This window comes from Hydrotalea sp. (genome assembly GCA_030054115.1).
In the GTDB taxonomy this organism is placed as follows: domain Bacteria; phylum Pseudomonadota; class Alphaproteobacteria; order JASGCL01; family JASGCL01; genus JASGCL01.
On the sequence record JASGCL010000005.1, the window covers coordinates 1 to 16,799 of the forward strand.

Here is a 16,799-nt window from a genome sequence, read left to right on the forward strand (position 1 = left end):
CAAGCCTATGGCAACCGCGCCAGCATCAAACAGGCGATGAATATCGATGGTCAAACCGACCTGGTGAAGGCCAAGACCTACAGCACCACCCAATCTGACGTTGAATAACCATTCAACCTTATTAAAAATAATGATATAAATGACGCAGGGTTTGACCTGCGGTCGTGGGTTTTAAAAAAGATGGTAGACGCTAACCTTATGGTCGAGGATAACCTCATCCATAGGATCTCTGATAACCTCATGCATAGGATCTCTGATAATCTCCTCTTTCCTAAGTTCCATGTCAAAAACAACCCGCCCCTGCTTAATGGTTTTCACTACCCTGCCCTGCACCCGAGATCCATCGAACGGGGTATTTTTTGACGGCGAGACAAATTCGCCGCTGTTTATTTTCCACAATGTTTTCTCATCCAGCAACACCATGTCGGCTGGCTGACCAACCGCCAACAAATCCTCTCCATTTTTTTTGCCACCGAAAGCCGCCGCAAACAACTCGCGCGGTTTGGTGGTTACCATCGCGATGATTTTTTCCAACGCCATGCCATGCTGGTGATGCAACGTTGTTATCATCAACGGCAACATGGTTTCGATGGAGGCCATACCCACCACCGCCGAGGCAAAGGGCAGACGTTTTTTATCATCGTGCAATGGCTTGTGGTCGGACGCAATGATATCAATCGTGCCGTCGATAATCCCTTCCACCACGGCCTGGCGGTCATCCTCGCCACGTAGCGGCGGCGACAATTTCGCATGGGTTAAATAATGACCAATAGCCGTTTCATTAAGGGTAAAATAATGCGGCGCGGTGTCGGCCGTGATGGCCAGCCCCCGTTTTTTTGCTTGGCGAATAATATCGACCCCGGCGCGCGTGGTGATTGGCCCGGCGTGGTAACGCCCGCCCACCAACCCAACCAGCGTGATGTCGCGTTGCAATTGCACGGCCTCGCTGACCGCTGGCGCGGACGGCAAACCCAAACGACTGGCCAACAACGAACTGGTCATCACCGCATCTTGGTTGCTTAGCGACGGGTCCTCGGGGTGCGCCAAAATCAGCGCGTTAAAATTTTTGGCATAACGCAGGATTTGCAAAAACGCCTCGCTCGACGCGGCATTATGGTCGCCATCACAAAAACCCAGCGCGCCGGCCAAACCCATCAAACCATATTCGCTTAATTGCGTGCCGGCCAGGCCGCGCGTCATGGCGCCATAACAATGCAGGTTCGCCACCGGCAAATCGCCGCCATCACCATCCCTTGCATTTTTAGGATTGGTCAAGGAAAGAAAAGCCCGCACCGATTTGGCATCATCCAGCAAGTTTTTTTGCGATGGCACCACCACCGCGTGGGTCACGCCGGCGGCAAACAACACCCGCGACCAACGTTGCAAACTATCGGCCGCGCTCAAATTATTAATGGTGGTGCGCATGTCAAAAAACGATGGCGCGATAACATGCCCGCCGCCGTCTATCATCACCGCATCGGGCATGTTGGGCGCGGCACCGCCCCCCCATTGTTCGATGAAACCCGCACCGTCGATAACGACATGGCCGGCGGATTCGCCCCCGAGTTTTCGGATATTTTTAATGATGGTTTTTTTCATGTGCATGGTTCCTGATTTATTATTTTTTTCCTGTGCGGTTGGTTGGCGCGGCTTGTTTTGCGCGCGCGTCTGTGTCGCTCAACAAAATATCCATTACCGCCATCCGCACCATGACACCCATTTCAACTTGCGACATTATCAATGACCTATCCATCATGTCGGCGATGGCCGAATCGATTTCGACCCCGCGGTTCATTGGCCCGGGGTGCATCACCAACGCGCCGGGTTTGGCGAGGGCTAATTTTTTTTCATCCAAGCCATAAAAATAATAATATTCGGCGGGCGATGGCAGGAAACTGCCGTTCATTCTCTCCTTTTGCAGGCGCAACATCATGATAATATCAACATCGCTTAACCCCTCATTCATGTCGGTGAAAACCTCCACCCCCATTTCGGCCACCCGTTCGGGCAAAAGGGTCAGGGGCGCAATCACCCGCACCCGCGCGCCCAATTTTCGCCATAAAATAATATTCGACCGCGCGACCCGCGAATGCAAAATATCGCCGCAGATAGCTATCGTCAGGTTTTTTAATTGCGCCATTCCCTTATCTATACCCCCAAGTTGCAGGCTTATCGTCGCGGCGTCGAGCAGTGCCTGGGTCGGGTGTTCGTGCGCCCCATCGCCCGCGTTGATGACAGGGCAGGAAACCTTCAGCGACAACAAATGGGCCGAGCCAGCCTCGGCGTTCCGCACCACCAACAGGGCTGGTCGCATCGCGCTTAAGGTCAAGGCGGTATCCAAAATCGTTTCACCCTTTTTTATCGAACTGCCCTCAACCGAAAAATTAATCACATCCATTCCCAATCGTTTGCCGGCAATTTCAAACGATTTTTGGGTGCGGGTCGAACTTTCGGTAAAAAGATTGATTAGGCTCTTGCCGCGGTATTTATCGATGATTTGGTTTTTAGTGTCGCTTTCGTGGCTGGCCTGCCAATAATCGAGCGAACGGGCAATGATAGAATGAATATCGGCGGCGGATAAATCATCAATTGATAATAAATGTCGCCCTTGGTAGGGAAGATAGGAATCGGTCATTACCGCCATAGCATTTACCCTGTTAAACAATCTTGCGGGTTAATGTCAAGGATATTTTCGCGGGGTATTTTAGAATGTATTTTCACAGGGTTTTCGCAAGGATATTTAAAAGGCCTAATCGCAAGGTCAATCTCATGGCCCCGCAACCGGCAATTATTTATGACCAACGACCAAAGCCCAGGATAATGACCAACAGCAAAATAATCGCCGATGCAATGCCGGCATAAACATCATCCATAATAACCATTATCCCCTTAGGGCTAGCGGCCAATTTATTTTCCATGTCAACCCGCCCAATGATGGATGGTTTCCAAATATCAAACAGGCGGAACAGAAAAAACGAAACAACAATCAACCCGCTGGTCACCATCGGGGTTAAGAAGGAAAAGCAAAAAGCAATCGGTAACAGGGCAATCGTCTGGCCGATGATTTCATCCACCACGACCTCGCTCGGGTCATTTCTTTTCGGGTTATTTTTGTCAATCAATTTCCGATTTTTCAAAAAATGCTCGGTCGCCCAAAAACCCAATGGTATGATAATAAACAACCACAACAGCCAGATAAAAAATAATTCATGCGACAACAGATTTATTATCGTCAGGCCAAAAAACAATAACGCAACCGCAAACGACACCACCGTGCCCGACGCTATCGGCGCGTAGCCAAGACCACCACCGGTCGCCACCACCCACGCCACCAACCACTTTGCTCCTTTATTCATTTTTGCGTTGGCAAGCTTTAACTTGCTGTTTTTTTGTTTTGCACGTTTCATGACAATTCTTTAATCCATTTCCACCAACATGGCAAGCGCAAACAAAGGTGGTATTTTTTTATTAATCATTAGTATTTTTATCGAAGCAGACCGTGGTTTGCACCATCGCCATCAACCCCTGGCCATCACCTATCGCCCCCATTTTTTCGGTGGTCGTTACCTTCAACCCGATTGATGAAGCCGGCAGGTGCAACAACGCGGCCAGGCTGTCAACTATCGCCGCGCGATGCGGGTTGACGCGGGGCTCCTCCAACAAAATGGTAACATCGACATGAATCAAGCTGGCGTTTTTTTCGCGTAGCATCGCCATGGCCTTTTCCACAAAAATCGTCGAGGCGACGCCGCGCCATTGTTCATCCTGCGGCGGGAAATGCACGCCGATATCCCCCGCCCCCAACGCGCCGAGAATAGCGTCGGTCAGGGCGTGAAGCACAACATCGCCGTCGGAATGGGCGACGATATTTTTTTTCGCCGGTATCGCCACACCACCCAGCATAATTTTTGCCCCTTGCACTTCATGGTCGGTGAAGCGGTGCAGGTCGACCCCCAATGTCGTGATGGTGATATTTTTTTGCATGTTGTCTTCTATAACATTTTTTATCAATTGCATATCGCCACGCGTCGTTATTTTTATATTGGCATTATCGCCCAGCACCATGGTGGCGGGCACGTCGGGGTAGGTTGCCTGCCACACCGCCGCGTCATCATCCAGCGCACGGCCGGCCTGGCGTTGGTGTGCCAATAAAATTTTTTGATAATCGAAGCCTTGCGGCGTTTGTGCGATGAATCGATTTTGCCGTGGGTGGCTGGCGATGATTTTATCATCGACCGCTTCCTTCAGCGCGCCAGTCAGCGGCAGGCACGGAATAACCGCGCCGGATAATCCCTCTGACATTTTTTTTGGCGATAACCCGCGCAAAATATTATCCAATAGGGCGATGGAAAAAAACGGCCGCGCCGAATCATGTATCAAAACCTTTGCTGGGTTATGTTTTGCAATCGCCTGCAACCCGCGATAAACCGATTCTTGCCGGTCGTTACCGCCGATGGCAAAGGGTAATATTTTTTTGTCGTGATTGCTTAAGGCGACAACTTCATCATAAAATTTTTTATCGGCCTGGTTAATAACCACCACCACCGCGTCGACCGCCGCCGATGCCAAAAAAATATCCAAGCAATGGCATAGCAATGGCCGGCCATCAAGCCAGCTGTATTGTTTTGGCCGGCGCGATGTTGCCGGGTGGCTGGCGTCGCGTTGCGCGAACCTTATCCCGCGGCCGGCCGCGACAATGATGGCGATGGTGGGATATTCCGTTGTCAATTTTTTATCCCCCCATAACGCCGCCGGTGAAAAGTTGCGACCACGCCCGACATGGCCATCATCACCGCGCCGAGGAAAATAAACATCACCAATGGTTGGTAATAAAAACGTATCATCAATTGTTTTTTCTCCTTATCAATTTCGCCAATCGCCGCATAATAATTAACGAAAAAATTACTATGGATAGCAACTTCATTAGATTCTTGCCCGCCGACCAAATAAATTCGTTTTTCTGGCAACAGCACCATATCACCCCCGACCAACCGCACCGTCAGGGAATTAAAATGTTTCCGCGCTTCAAAATAAATTTTATCAACCTTGAAATCTTGCCCTTTGAACGAAAAATGCGATTGGTCCTGCACCAAAAAATCTTGGTGAGTATTTAACCCGGTCGTCCCCACCACCCCCATTATCACCAAGCCAAAACCAGCATGGGCCAGCGGTGCCGCCATGGCGGTGATGCCATTTTTTATTTTTACCATCGCGTCGCGCCCCGCCACCAACAACAGCCAACAACTTAAGGCAAAACCGCCACACACCATCAAAAAATTACTGGCATAGGTAACGCCCACCAAAAACCCAATCGCAACCGCGATTATCAACAATGGTTTGGTGCGTTGCCAGGCGATGGCAATATTTTTTTTGGCTGACGCATTATTGTCGGGCAAGAAAAAACCCGCCGCCAATAGCAACCCGAGCAAACCAAAAAATGGCAAGACCGTGATGTTAAAAAACGGTGCACCGACGGCGATTTGTTCGCCGATGATAACCGCCAGGCACAAGGGATAAATCAGCCCCAAAAAAATAATACCGGCGATGATGTAAAAAATCATATTGTTAATCACCAACAAGCCGTGCCGACTAAAAAGATTCATCGCGGGCGCGTCCGCCGAAAACCGATAATAATAACGCAACCAGATAATTAAGCCCGCGGTCACCAAAAACCCAACCACCAGCAACATGAAAATTCCACGGCTTGGGTCGTTGGCAAAACTATGAACCGAGGTTATCAACCCCGACCGCACCAAAAACGTGCCAACCAGGCTGGTGGAAAAAGTTAATATCGACAGCAACAGGCAAGACATTTTCAACTGGCCGGTTTTGCCATAAACCATAATGGCGTGAAGCAACGCGACCGACAACAACCATGGTATCAGGCTGATGTTTTCGACCGGGTCCCAAAACCAAAATCCACCCCACCCCAATTCGTAATAGGCCCAAAAGGAACCGCCGACAATCCCAGCGGTTAAAAACACGAAGGCCAACAGAATAAAAAATCGCCACAGCCGCACCAAGGCAGGCGGTGTTATTTGCACCCTCCGCCCATTCAACATCATGCCGACCGCGATGGAAAAAATTGCCGACAGGCCGACAAACCCGCCATACAAAGTCGGCGGGTGAAAAATCAACCCGGGGTCTTGAAGCAAGGGGTTGAGGTCCATCCCCTTCGCCGCCGCGTCGCCCGAACTATTCGCAGGCATATCCAGGCGCAAAAACGGGTTGGAGGTAAACAGCATGTAAGCCGAAAACAAAAACACCATCAATTGCTGTGTCGCGACGGCGCGGGCAATGGTTGGCGAGAGGTTCGCAAATCGGGCAATATCAACCCGAAAATTTTTTTTATCGCCCACGATGGTTTGCGTCAATTCGCGATTCGTCAGCCACCACAACGCCGCCGCCAGGAGCGACAACACCAAAACCCACAACAACATCGACCCCTCGTGGTTGCCCCACGCCGCCCCCATTTTGTAATACCATGGCAAATATTGGTGAGAATTTCTCATCACCAACCACACCGAAAAATCGCTGACCAAAAAAACATAAACCAACGAACAAAAAGCAAAAACAATAAGAGCAAAACTGGCGATGCTCAATGACCAAAGGAACGACCATAAAAATTCTGCGCGATGGATGGCGCGGTTACGTTTGCCGCGCACCCCATCGCCCGGCACGCTATAACCCACCACCATGGCAACGCCGCTTATCAACCATGCCAACCACACCGCCAATTCGCCGAAGGATGCTACCATGTTACCTCCCCACCGCTATTTTTTTTATCGTTGTTATTAAGCTGGCCTTGCCCGCTATTATTACCTGTTCCATCATCGCGCCATTCGCCAGATTCTTTCAATTTCTTCACCACCTCGGGCGGCATATAATTTTCGTCGTGCTTGGCAAGGATTTCATTGGCGACAAATATTGTTGTGCCGTCGTCCCCCTTCACCAAATGGCCGGTGGCAATAACGCCAGAATTTTCGCGAAACAAACTCGGTGGCAGGCCGTGATAGCTAACCGCCATCTCATTGACAAAATCGGTAACGACAAAATCAATGCCCCCGCTGTTTTTCTTCGCCGAATTATTTTTGACCACGCCGCCGAGACGGAAAATGCGCACCTTGTCGGCCTTGCCCATTTTTACATCGGTCGGGCTGTAAAAATAAGAAACCCCGTCGCGCAAACCATAAAGGGTCAGGCCAACCGCCAGCCCCACCATGACCAGCAAAAACAAAATAAAATATATCCGGCGATGTTTTATTTTCATTTTTTTATTTTCTGATAATTTTTTTTGGCGCGGCGGTATTGATAAAAAAATCCGCCGCCGCAAACCAGCAACAATAACAACGCCACGCCATAGGCGGTGATAATATAAAACATCGCTACGCGCCCCCCAAATAATGATTGTCGGTCATTTTTTTATACAGCAAACCATTCAGCCGCCATAAAAAAAATAACAGGGCGAGCAGGGTGAACCCGGCCATGCTCCATAACAACGGCGACAAAATTGCCGGCGCGACCGATGGGCCATCGGCACGGAGCAAACTTGACCCCTGGTGCAAGGTCTGCCACCACACCACCGAAAATTTTATAATCGGCAGGTTGATACCGCCAACCACCGCCACCATCGCCGCCGCGCGGTAATCCGCGATTTCGGCCGCCAACAACATCTGTCCGACATACAACAAAAACAAAATAAAGACCGATGTCAAACGTGCGTCCCACACCCAAAACGTGCCCCACGTCGGCCGCCCCCATAAACTGCCGGTGATAAGGCAGATGATGGTAAACAACAACCCAACCGGCGCCACGGCGCGCGCCATAACCGCCGCCATGGGGTGACGCCACACCAAAAAAACAAAGGAAAAAACCGCAAGGCCGGCATAGCATAAACTGGCAAGATAAGCCGCCGGCACATGGATGAACATTATTTTTACCAATTCGCCTTGCAGGTAATCGGGCGGGCTGTTAACGCCACGATATAGCGCCATGGCGAACAGCACCGCGGTCGCGGCCGCAACCCACGGCATGATTTGCGCGCTGAGGGTGATAATTTGTTGCGGGCGATGCGGCAGGAAAGAAAAAAAATGTTTCATGATACGGGATACCTAGCCCTCCTGCTTAATAATAAATGCTGACGCCATTGGCAAGAACGAAAAGCACAAAATAAAATAGGCCAATTGAAAAAATATCGCCGGCTGTAAATTGCCGCTGGTCAACATCACCAAGACAAAAATAAAACAAGGAATCGCCAAGGGCAAAATAATAATTACCATAAAAAAACCAACCCCGCGCCCCCAACTCGACAGGCTGGCTAAAAAATTAATCAGCAAACAAAGATGCGCCAAAAACAATAACCCGCCGTAACAAAAAATTTCAATGGTATTTTGCGCCGCGCCCATCGCCCCCAGGGCGAGGATGCTCATCAGCCATAGCGGCAAGCCCGAAAAAACCAGCAGGCCCGCGACCTTGGCATAGACAAATGCCAACAGCGACCGGCCGGATAAAATAATATCCACGGCGAGGTCTTGCGCCATGTCAGATTGATAAAGTGCGCCGCCCATGGTGCATAGCGAAAAAAATAACAAAAACAAAAACCATAATAAAATAAAAATAAAATCATGGTCGGCGTTACCGCCCGACAATGTTACATCGGGCAAGGCCAACCGCAAGACAAAAAAACCGGTCAGCCATAAAAATAACGGCAGGAGGTAATAATAAAAATTGGTTGAGCATAGGCTTGCCTCCCGCCGAAAAAAAATAATAAAATCGCGCATGGTTTATAAATATATTTTTTTTATTTTTTTGTGGATCGCGCCGGTGATGGCCGCGCCATGGTTGCCCATAAGGTTATCGTGGCTGGTGAAAATAATATTGTCGCCGCGTCGCGCCCGCGCCGCCAACCATTGCCACAACCATTTTTTGGTTTTATCGTCAAGCGCGGTGAAGGGTTCGTCCAACAACCATATTTTTTTTTGCCCGTGCGTTGGTTCTTGCTGTCCCGCCCACAACATGGCGGCCAATTGCAATTTCTTTTGCATGCCGGATGATAATTCCTTTATTTTTTTGCTTAGGTGCGGGTGCAATTGCAATGTCTTCGCCACATCCTCCACCGGCGCAACCCCACGCCATAATTTTTTACTAAAACGCAAAAAAGCATCAACCGTGATATCGCCCTGCATATTGGCGGCACCGCCATGTTTGTGGCCAAGGTAAAAACAGGCCGATTGATATTCTTCATCACCCGGCCGATAGCTGTTTTTTTTATTTTGCCAGGTAACATCGCCGCCGGTCGCCGGCAACCGGCCGAGCAATGTTTTAAGCAAGGTTGTTTTACCCGCGCCATTGTCGCCCACCAACCACAAGACATCGCCGTCTTTTAGCTTGCAAGAAAAATTGGAAAATATCATAACCCGCCCACGGGCGAAGGATAGTTTTTGCGCGACCAACATAAAAAAACCATAGCAAAAAACATGGGTTTTTGCCATGGCAAAGCCTTCTGTCACTATTCGAAATTTAAGATGCTGCCGTCGCGCTTGGCGGATTTTTTTTATTGATGCGGTCGAGCACGGCGTGGATAAGTTTTGGCGATTGGTCGGCGAAGTAGGATTTTGTCACCTCGACCCACGATGAAATAACAACCGCCGGCGGTTGTTTTTTTATCATCAATTCGGCTGTCCCCAAGCATAAAATAATTTGCAATATTGTTTCTAAGGTTTGCCATTTTTCCTCGCCACCCGCCAAACAATCAATCACGCGGTCGATGATAAGGTTGCGTTGTTGTTGATAGGTTTCGACCAACAACAAACTATGTTTGTTCTTATCGCCGCCGCCACTGCCGATAGCCAATTCCTCCCCCATGATTTTTTTTATGCCGGCCAAACTATCGACGATATTATTGTTAATCCGCCCGGGGTTCATGGCAATGCCATACAGCACCTGCACCGCCAATAACCGCTCGGTCATTTTACCCGCGCCACCGGTGCCAACATTACCATGGTTCGCGGACGAGGTTACATTTGGGGTTACGCCAATTGTTGCCTGCGCCGTATTTTTTGACTGGTGGTTATCGTTGCTCATTTTTTTTAATTATCTTGTTCGCTTATTATTTGGCTTACTGGTTATTGCTGGCCAGCCACAGGCGAAGCGCGGCCTGGACAGCGAACCCGCCCTTATTGCCGCTTGTCATATCGGCGCGTGCCCACGCCTGTTCGATGGTATCCACCGTCAAAATGCCATTGCCGATAATTATTTTTTTATAGATTCCCAACTCCATCAACCCCTGTGCCGACAGGTTCGCCACCACATCATAATGGCTGGTTTCGCCGCGCACCACCGCCCCCAGCGCGATATAAATATCGTATTTATTATCCGGCTTGCTATCCAATTGCGCAATCGCCGATGGAATTTCCAACGCCCCCATCAAGCGAAATATATCACCCGTCAGGCCAAAACCGGCCAAGTTGTTCAAGGCCAGCATCGCGCCCCTTGTCAACTCATCGGTAATATCCTTATAAAAATCGGCAATGACCAACGCAACCTTCAGGTTGGCTTTTTTAATTATCTCGACCTCGCCCACGGTAAATGGTGAATCGTGCTTATCTTGTTTCATGATTATTCTATGCTATTCTTGTTTGGCTATCATCGCCCTCATGACATAGCGCATAAGCATATCAATTTCTATATTAACTTTTTGCCCCAATTTGTAAAATTCGGCTATCGTGTGGTTGATGGTATGGGGGATAAGGGTAATGGCGATGGTGTCGCCGCGCACGCCCCCCGCAACCTCGTTGACCGTCAGGGAACAGCCGTCGATAGCGACCGAACCTTTTTCCGCCATCATCGCCGCCATGGTTGATGGCAGGCGAATGGTCAATTGCCACGTTGCCGCGCCCGGCGTTGCGGATTTTTCCAAACCCGCCACCTCGCCCACGCCGTCGACATGGCCAAACACAAAATGCCCGCCCAATTCGTCGCCCATGCGGAGCGACGATTCCAAATTAACCGATTGATTTTTTTGCCAATCGCCAGCGGTGGTGCGGTTTAATGTTTCGCGCGATAAGTGGAAAACCATCGCGTCGCCGCGCCATTCGGCGATGGTCAAACACACGCCATTCACCGCGACCGAGTCACCAAGTGGTTTTTGATGTTTTTTTTCATGGTTCTGCGCCGCGCCAGGCTGGCCACCATGCGCAACCTGCGCCAAAAAATCGGCACCGCCGTCAATCACTAATGTCAGGCCATCGCCCGCCGCTTGACGCTCGACAACCATGCCGCGCGCCTGAATAAGACCAGTAAACATAATGGATTATTAACCGATAACCTATCCCAATAGCAACCATCAGTTAATAAGGGCTTAACCCGATTTGTTGCCGCCGCCCGGGGCGATGGTGCGTTTCATGCTGGGGGCAGTTTTCATGCCCTTGACCTGTTGTTGTCCGCCCAAATCTTTTTGCGCCGCCAAGTTTTTGGTTGATGATTTTTTATCATCTATCGGTTTGGTCGCCGTGCCGTCGGTTGCGTTTTCAGCCGATGCATCATCGCCCTTCACCATTTTTGGCCCTTTTGGTTTGGCGGCGGGGTCGCGGTCGATAAATTCGATAATCGCCATCGGCGCGCTGTCGCCATGGCGAAAGCCGGCCTTTATCAGCCGCGTGTAACCGCCGGCGCGTGTTTTATATCGTTTCGCCAACACATCGAACAATTTGTTGACCAAGGTTTCATCGCGCAACAGGCCAAAGGCCGCACGTCGGCGGTGCAACCCACCCTTTTTCCCCAAGGTAATAATTTTATCGATATAGCGTTTCAACTCCTTCGCCTTGGGCAAGGTGGTTTTGATTTGCTCATATTGAATCAATTGCTTTGACAATGTTTTTAACAACGATTGCCGATGCGATGACGAGCGGTGTAAACGCCGCCCCAATTTTTTGTGTCTCATGTTTTTTTCCTTCTTTCTGATTATTTCTAATCATGTCATTGCAATGTTGTTTGCGACAACATTGCGTTTTGATAACATCAATCGTTACAAAAAAAATATTTTAAAAATGTTTTTTAAGAACCACTGTTGATGCGAGGTTTATGGTCAAATAAACAGGGGGAGAATTAATATTTCTCCTCGAGTTTTTTTGCCAATTCTTCAACGCCATCTGGCGCCGGCCAGTTTGGCACTTCCATGCCAAAGCCCAGGCCCATTTGCACCAGCATTTCCTTGATTTCATTCAAGGATTTGCGGCCAAAGTTCGGGGTGCGCAACATGTCCTGTTCGGATTTTTGCACCAAATCGCCGATATACATAATGTTATCGTTTTTCAAACAATTTTGCGCGCGAACCGAAAGTTCCAAATCATCAACCTTTTTAAACAGATTGAGGTTGAAGGAAATTTCGTCCTTCATTTTTTCGCGTGGCTCGGCGGCGCGTGGTTCGTCAAAATTGACAAACACGCCCATTTGGTCTTGCAAAATTTTTGCCGACAGGGCGACCGCGTCCTCGGGGTCGACCGTGCCGTTGGTTTCGATTTGCAATGTTAATTTGTCAAAATCGGTGCGTTGCCCAACCCGCGCATTGTCAACTTTGTAGCTGACGCGCGTTACCGGTGAGAAAATCGCGTCGACCGGAATCAAACCAATCGAGGAATTTTCTGGCCGATTTTGGCTGGCCGGCACATAACCCTTACCGGTGTTGACAAAAAAATCAACCTTCAGGGTCGCGCCCTTATCCAACGAACAAATCACATGGTCGGGGTTTTTGATTTCGATATCGCCACCGGTGTCGATGTCGGCCGCGGTGACCAATTTTGGCCCCTTAACATTGAGGGTCATTTTTTTAGACGCCCCACTGCGCGACATCAGGGCCAAGCCCTTGATGTTCAACACCATGTCGGTTACGTCTTCGCGCACGCCGGTGATGGTGGAAAATTCATGAAGCACGCCTTCGATTTGAATCGCGGTAACCGCCGCCCCTTGGAGCGATGATAACAACACCCGACGCAAGGCATTGCCGATGGTCAAGCCAAAGCCGCGTTCTAAAGGTTCGATGATGATGGTGGCGTGGTTGTCTCTTTTGTCAACCTTAACCTCGTTGGGTTTTTGTAAGCTTTGCCAATTTTTTGTGTCAATGGCCATGGTGGTAACCTTTCTTAAAGTCATTTGTAACGCAGGTTTTTTTATTACCACCCATCCAATCGGTGATAACCCTTAAACCCGACATAGAAACCATCTTATTATTAGCTAATAAGCCGTGACCTCTATGATTATTCGCGGGGAAAAGATTTTTAAAAATCCCCTTCCCTGCTTGGCTATTAAACCCGCTGTTTTTTCCAGCGGGTTATTTAACCCGCCGTCTTTTTCAGCTTGTCGTTTAGACCCGCCGTCTCTTTCTTGGCCGGCACCCATTGTGCGGCAAAGGCGTGACATCGCGAATACTGGTGATAACAAACCCGAGCGATGCGAGAGCGCGCACCGCGGCCTCCCGCCCCGAACCAGGGCCTTTGATATTAACCTCGATATTTTTTACACCAAAATCCTTGATGGCCGATGCCACATCCTCGGCGGCAATTTGCGCGGCATAGGGCGTCGATTTCTTGCTACCCGAAAAACCCTTTTTGCCAGCGGTCGACCAGGCCAAGGTATCACCTTTTTTATCGGTGATGGTTATCATCGTGTTGTTAAATGTCGAATGGATATGCGCCACGGCATCGGGCACATTTTTCTTCTCTTTTTTCTTTTTTCCAGCAACGGCCATGGTGTTATCTGCCTTTTCTTAATTATTTTTTGGTAGCTTGTTTTTTACCCGCGATAGGTGCGCCGCGCCCCTTGCGCGTGTGGGCGTTGGTGCGGGTGCGTTGGCCGCGGGTCGGCAACCCCTTCCGGTGGCGCAGGCCGCGATAGCAACCCAAATCCATCAGGCGTTTTACGTTCATCGAAATTTCACGGCGCAGGTCGCCCTCCACCTGGTAATCGCTGTCGATACATTCGCGAATTTTGATAATTTCTTCTTCGGTCAAATCCTTAACGCGGCGGCTTTCATCCAGCCCGCATTTGGCACAAATTTCGCGCGCGTTGATTGGCCCAATGCCATAAATATAGCGAAGCGATATAACCAATCTTTTTTGAGTGGGGATATTTACCCCTGCGATACGTGCCATGATATTATATTTTCCTTAAAAATTCGTTCATAAAATTAATTACAATGTTAAAATTCGTCAGTTCTATTCATCTAAGTGCATATAGAAAAAAACCTGTTTCGTCAAGTGCTATCTTATCTTATCGGTTGGTAATTTGCATTGATGGTGCATTTTTATCTTAATAACTTTTCGATATCTTGTTTTATGGCTTGCGATACCTGCGCCAGCGGTTGCATACCGTCGAGCGAGACCAAGAGGCCGCTTGCTTGGTAAAATGGGATAAGTGGTGCGGTATCGGCGTGGTAGATTTTTAGACGTTTCATTAATGTTTCGGGCGTGTCATCGGCGCGCACCGCCGCGCCGCTGTTCTTAATACGATTTTCTAAGCGCGTTACCAACGCCGCATCGTCGACCCGCAATTCTATCACCCTGTCGATTTTTTTATTCATTGCGGCGAGCATTTCCGCCAACCCCGTCGCCTGCTTCATGGTGCGGGGGAAGCCATCGAGGATGATATTTTTATCATCCATCGATTGTAATTTTTCCTTGATAATCCCCAGCATGGTTTCGTCATCAACCAATTTGCCAGCGGCCATAATGCTTTCGGCCTTTTGCCCCAAGGGCGTTTTGTCCTTGACCGCTTGGCGCAACATGTCACCGGTCGAAAGATGCACGAAGCCAAATTCTCGTTGCAAGAATTGGCTTTGCGTCCCCTTTCCCGCGCCTGGCGGGCCGAACAAAATAAGTATCATTGCTATCTATTACTATCTTGGGAGGTTTATATTACCGAAGTTATTGCCGCTCATACGCGCCTTCTTCAGCAGATTTTCATATTGATGGGCGAACAGATGCCCCTGGACCTGCGTGATGGTATCCATCGTCACGCTGACCACAATCAAAATCGACGTGCCGCCCAAATAAAACGGCAAGGAATATTTTGAAATTAAAATTTCTGGCAATAAACAAACCACCACCAAATACAATGCGCCAACCACGGTCAAACGCGACAAAATATAATCGAAGTATTTCGCGGTGTCCTCTCCCGGGCGATGGCCAAGCACGATGCCGCCTTGCTTTCGCAAATTATCAGCCGTTTCGTTGGCGTTAAAAACCACCGCGGTGTAAAAAAAGGCGAAGAAAATAATCAAGGCGGCGTAGAAAATATTATGCCCCAATGCGCCGCGCCCCAAAAATGTGTTCAACCATTGCAACCATGCGGCATCGTTCCCCGCCTGGCCCAAAAACCCCAAAATGGTGGTCGGCAACAACAGCAGGGCAGAGGCAAATATCGGCGGAATAACGCCCGACACGTTAATTTTTATCGGGATATGGCTGGCCTCGCCCCCCGCCATGCGGTTCAAACCAACCTGGCGTTTGGGGTAATTGACCACCACGCGACGTTGCGCCCGTTCCATAAAAACGATGAAGGCAATCATGACTATCATCAGCAAAAACACCGCAACGATAAGGAACACGCTGAGGGCACCACTGCGCCCCAATTCCAACACCTGAACGATCGCTAGCGGCAGGTTGGCCAAAATGCCAGCAAAAATAAGCACCGATGCCCCCTGGCCCACGCCGCGTTGGGTTATTTGTTCCGACAGCCACATCAAAAACATCGTGCCCGACGTCAGGGTTATCACCGAGGTTACCATGAAAAGAATCCCGGGGTTGACAACAATGCCATCGGCCGATGACAGGCCAAGCGACACGCCATAGGCCTGGAACAAGGCCAACACCACGGTCAATTGCCGTGTGTATTGTAAAATTCGTTGGTAGCCGGCCCCGCCCTCCTTCTTTAATTTTTCCAAGCTGGGGATGGTGGCCGACAATAATTGCATGATAATCGAGGCCGAAATATAGGGCATGATGCTGAGGGCGAATATCGTCATGCGGCTGAGCGAGCCACCCGAAAAAACATCGAACATGCCCAAGATGCCCTTGCCCTGTTGGTTAAATAATCTTTCGAGCGCGCCGGCGTCTATCCCCGGCAATGGGATGTGCGATCCCAAGCGATATACCAACAATGCCCCGAGGGTGAAAAGGATGCGTTGTTTTAATTCGGTGGCCTTGGCGAAGCCGCCGCCGCCATTAGCAAAGTTTTTAGCAAATTGTTGTGCGCTGGTCATGCCTATTCATAACTATCCAGAGACAATTCTAAGAGGCTTTCGCCGTTTTTGCAATGCCTGCATTGCGTGCCTCGCGTTTTTTCACCGAATCAATCCGTCGTTGACCGCGTTTGCCAATTTTCTTTGGTGCTTCCTTTTTAAATATCGTCAGACTGCCGCCTGCCGAGGTGATTAATTTTTCCGCACCCGATGACGCGCCATGCACGTTAAATGTCGCCTTGGTTTTCCATTCGCCCTTGCCCGCGACCAACCGCACGCCATCCTTGGTTTTTTTGATAACGCCAGCGGCGATTAATGTTTCCTCGCTGATATTATCAGCCGATAATTTTTTTTCGTTGATGAATTTTTCGATACGGCCAAGTGGCATGGTAACCAATTGCAACCGCGTGTGGTTTTTAAAACCGCGTTTTGGCAAACGACGATAAAGCGGTGTTTGACCGCCCTCAAAACCTTTTATCCGCACGCCGCTACGGGCGGTTTGCCCCTTACCACCACGGCCACCGGTTTTGCCCTTGCCCGAGCCAATGCCACGACCGATGCGCAT

18 protein-coding genes and 1 pseudogene are annotated in these 16,799 nt (G+C 49.6%); all 19 read right to left on the reverse strand.

All coding sequences use genetic code 11. The annotated features are described in order from the left end of the window. Positions 1–171: 171 nt before the first annotated feature. On the reverse strand, positions 172–1,599 hold the full coding sequence (locus QM529_01875; GenBank protein MDI9313412.1) for a dihydroorotase: 1,428 nt from the start codon (positions 1,597–1,599) through the stop codon (positions 172–174). Between the two features lie 19 nt (positions 1,600–1,618). After that, the gene (locus QM529_01880; protein MDI9313413.1) at positions 1,619–2,635 is read right to left on the reverse strand and encodes an aspartate carbamoyltransferase catalytic subunit; all 1,017 of its coding nucleotides are present in this window, start codon (positions 2,633–2,635) and stop codon (positions 1,619–1,621) included. A gap of 157 nt (positions 2,636–2,792) precedes the next feature. Beyond that, the gene (locus QM529_01885; protein MDI9313414.1) at positions 2,793–3,407 is read right to left on the reverse strand and encodes a phosphatidylglycerophosphatase A; all 615 of its coding nucleotides are present in this window, start codon (positions 3,405–3,407) and stop codon (positions 2,793–2,795) included. A 61-nt stretch (positions 3,408–3,468) separates the two neighbouring features. Continuing rightward, a complete protein-coding gene (gene ispF, locus QM529_01890; protein ID MDI9313415.1) occupies positions 3,469–4,728 on the reverse strand; it encodes a 2-C-methyl-D-erythritol 2,4-cyclodiphosphate synthase in 1,260 nt (419 codons plus the stop codon). Continuing rightward, positions 4,725–6,758 (reverse strand): cytochrome c-type biogenesis CcmF C-terminal domain-containing protein, encoded by a 2,034-nt coding sequence (locus tag QM529_01895; GenBank protein MDI9313416.1) that lies wholly within the window; start codon positions 6,756–6,758, stop codon positions 4,725–4,727. Before QM529_01895 ends, ispF begins: the two co-directional genes overlap by 4 nt. Then, entirely contained in the window at positions 6,752–7,270 is a 519-nt protein-coding gene (gene ccmE, locus QM529_01900) for a cytochrome c maturation protein CcmE (protein MDI9313417.1), read from the reverse strand. Before ccmE ends, QM529_01895 begins: the two co-directional genes overlap by 7 nt. 115 nt (positions 7,271–7,385) lie before the next feature. Continuing rightward, complete coding sequence (gene ccmC / locus QM529_01905; protein ID MDI9313418.1) at positions 7,386–8,099, reverse strand: heme ABC transporter permease CcmC; 714 nt, start codon at positions 8,097–8,099, stop codon at positions 7,386–7,388. 12 nt (positions 8,100–8,111) lie between these two features. After that, on the reverse strand, positions 8,112–8,780 hold the full coding sequence (locus QM529_01910) for a hypothetical protein (protein ID MDI9313419.1): 669 nt from the start codon (positions 8,778–8,780) through the stop codon (positions 8,112–8,114). Between the two features lie 3 nt (positions 8,781–8,783). After that, on the reverse strand, positions 8,784–9,491 hold the full coding sequence (locus QM529_01915; GenBank protein MDI9313420.1) for an ATP-binding cassette domain-containing protein: 708 nt from the start codon (positions 9,489–9,491) through the stop codon (positions 8,784–8,786). A 28-nt stretch (positions 9,492–9,519) separates the two neighbouring features. Beyond that, positions 9,520–10,083: a transcription antitermination factor NusB gene (locus QM529_01920; protein ID MDI9313421.1), complete on the reverse strand. Its 564-nt coding sequence runs from the start codon at positions 10,081–10,083 to the stop codon at positions 9,520–9,522. Between the two features lie 34 nt (positions 10,084–10,117). Next, positions 10,118–10,615 carry a 6,7-dimethyl-8-ribityllumazine synthase gene (gene ribH / locus QM529_01925; GenBank protein ID MDI9313422.1) on the reverse strand — a complete coding sequence of 166 codons (498 nt, stop codon included), beginning with the start codon at positions 10,613–10,615 and terminating at the stop codon, positions 10,118–10,120. 12 nt (positions 10,616–10,627) lie between these two features. After that, a complete protein-coding gene (locus QM529_01930; protein MDI9313423.1) occupies positions 10,628–11,305 on the reverse strand; it encodes a riboflavin synthase in 678 nt (225 codons plus the stop codon). Between the two features lie 282 nt (positions 11,306–11,587). Beyond that, a pseudogene (gene rplQ / locus QM529_01935) lies at positions 11,588–11,941 on the reverse strand (50S ribosomal protein L17). Positions 11,942–12,105: 164 nt separating this feature from the next. Next, on the reverse strand, positions 12,106–13,125 hold the full coding sequence (locus tag QM529_01940) for a DNA-directed RNA polymerase subunit alpha (protein MDI9313424.1): 1,020 nt from the start codon (positions 13,123–13,125) through the stop codon (positions 12,106–12,108). A 235-nt stretch (positions 13,126–13,360) separates the two neighbouring features. Further along, the gene (gene rpsK, locus QM529_01945) at positions 13,361–13,744 is read right to left on the reverse strand and encodes a 30S ribosomal protein S11 (GenBank protein MDI9313425.1); all 384 of its coding nucleotides are present in this window, start codon (positions 13,742–13,744) and stop codon (positions 13,361–13,363) included. Positions 13,745–13,766: 22 nt separating this feature from the next. Beyond that, a complete protein-coding gene (rpsM, locus tag QM529_01950) occupies positions 13,767–14,147 on the reverse strand; it encodes a 30S ribosomal protein S13 (GenBank protein MDI9313426.1) in 381 nt (126 codons plus the stop codon). Between the two features lie 152 nt (positions 14,148–14,299). Beyond that, positions 14,300–14,878, reverse strand: coding sequence for an adenylate kinase (locus tag QM529_01955; protein MDI9313427.1), 579 nt, complete (start codon positions 14,876–14,878; stop codon positions 14,300–14,302). 12 nt (positions 14,879–14,890) lie between these two features. Continuing rightward, positions 14,891–16,255, reverse strand: coding sequence for a preprotein translocase subunit SecY (gene secY, locus QM529_01960; GenBank protein MDI9313428.1), 1,365 nt, complete (start codon positions 16,253–16,255; stop codon positions 14,891–14,893). 28 nt (positions 16,256–16,283) lie between these two features. Next, a complete protein-coding gene (gene rplO, locus QM529_01965) occupies positions 16,284–16,799 on the reverse strand; it encodes a 50S ribosomal protein L15 (protein ID MDI9313429.1) in 516 nt (171 codons plus the stop codon).